At 60.5% G+C, this 1,593-nt stretch carries 2 protein-coding genes and 1 pseudogene; 2 read left to right on the top strand and 1 reads right to left on the bottom strand.

Features of this window, described 5'->3' with window-relative positions:
- Positions 1-173: 173 nt before the first annotated feature.
- The gene (locus AC1DVH_RS30830; RefSeq protein ID WP_477756974.1) at positions 174-812 is read left to right on the top strand and encodes a type 1 glutamine amidotransferase; all 639 of its coding nucleotides are present in this window, start codon (positions 174-176) and stop codon (positions 810-812) included.
- 92 nt (positions 813-904) lie between these two features.
- Here the strand turns inward: AC1DVH_RS30830 and AC1DVH_RS30825 are convergent, their stop codons facing one another.
- Positions 905-1,339, bottom strand: a complete 435-nt coding sequence (locus AC1DVH_RS30825) for a rhodanese-like domain-containing protein (protein ID WP_477756973.1) — start codon at positions 1,337-1,339, stop codon at positions 905-907.
- Between the two features lie 101 nt (positions 1,340-1,440).
- Here AC1DVH_RS30825 and AC1DVH_RS30820 point away from each other — a divergent pair.
- Positions 1,441-1,593: pseudogene (locus tag AC1DVH_RS30820) on the top strand (AraC family transcriptional regulator); the annotation flags it as partial.

The raw sequence follows: 1,593 nt of genomic DNA, 5'->3' as shown, positions 1-1,593 counted from the left end.
GGATGGAGGTATTGAGGTGCACGCGCCATGACGGGGCAAAGTCTGTCAGACAAGCCGCGTTTTCAGCACAAACCTGCAGCGTTTACGGCTGCATCCGACGGAATGAGCCGACTGGCGATGCTGGATGTTTTACGGCACATTGAGTGCCCTTGCGTCCCATCGAGACTAGCGTAATGCCCACGTTGAACCTGATCCAGCACCACCCCGCCGAGGGCCCGGGAGCCATCGCCATCTGGGCCGAATCCCGAGGGCTGACGCTGAAGGTGTTTCGCGCCGACCTCGGCCAATTGCCGTCCGTCAGCGCCGACCCCGTGATCCTGTTGGGCGGGCCTTATGAATCCAATGCCGGTCCGGCCTGGCTGGAAGCCGAACGGCAATGGCTCGCAGGCAGTCTCGATCAAGACGCGGCTGTGTTCGCCATTTGCCTGGGGGCACAGTTGCTGGCGTTGAGCCTGGGCGGGAATGTACGGCGGATGGACCGGACCGAAACCGGATGGACCACCGTGAGCTTTATCGATGGTCAAACGCTGAAGGTGCTGGAGTGGCACGAAGACGCTATCGACCTGCCGCCTGCCGCGCAGCTGTTGGCCAGCAGCGAGCACTGTGTGCAGCAGATGTACCGCGCCGGGCCGACGCGGCTGGGGTTGCAGTTTCATCCAGAGTGGAATGCCGAATCGGTGGCCTTGCTCAATGCGCATTTTGGCGATGAGTCGCCGTTGCCACGGGGTGAGCAGGAGACTGAGGCTTACGCAGCGGTGGCCAAGTGGTTGGAAGCGACACTGGATGAGTGGTGGGCGGCCGGAAATCAATAAAAAAGATCAAAAGATCGCAGGCTGCGCCAGCTCCTACAGGCACCGCAATCCAATGTAGGAGCTGGCGCAGCCTGCGATCTTTTTCGATTACATCAACACTCGCAACCGACCACGCTGCTGGCTTGCCGCTGTACCCCGACACTCAACTCAAACCCTTCATCCAGCCACCCGGTCACGCCGCCAATCATCTCCTTGACCGGATACCCCAGGGCCGCCAGTTTCACCGCCGCCTTGTTGGCGCCGTTGCAATGAGGCCCGGCGCAATAGATCACAAACAGGCTGTTTTTCGGATACCCGGCCAAACCTTCGGCGGTCAGCAAGCGACCGGGAAGGTTGATCGCTCCCGGCACATGCCCGCGTTCGAACGCCAGCGGGCCACGAACATCCACCAGAACGAAATCGACTGCACCGCCCTGCTGGCTGGCGTGGACGTCGGAACAATCGGTTTCGAAGGTCAGACGGTTGCTGAAATGCATCAGGGCAATGGCCGATGGGGCGGCGGGAATTTCGCGAACCAGGCTGGTCATGTTGTGTACTCCAAGGTATCGGTGGGTGCAGGAAGACTTTATCCGCCAGCCACTTGCGGCTAAAGTGGCGCATAAGACACTAACCGGGAACTTTCCGCCAAATGCACCCCACCCCAGGAACGGTCGCGATTCTGGCCTACGACGGCCTCTGCACGTTCGAGTTCGGCATTGCCGTGGAGATCTTCGGCCTGCCACGACCTGAATTCGATTTTCCGTGGTACGAGCATCATATCGTCGCGGTCGATCAAGGCCCG

Source organism: Pseudomonas sp. P4_C3 (genome assembly GCF_056402075.1).
The sequence above is the reverse complement of the archived record's forward strand: the minus strand, read 5'-3'. Positions and strand labels throughout refer to the sequence as shown.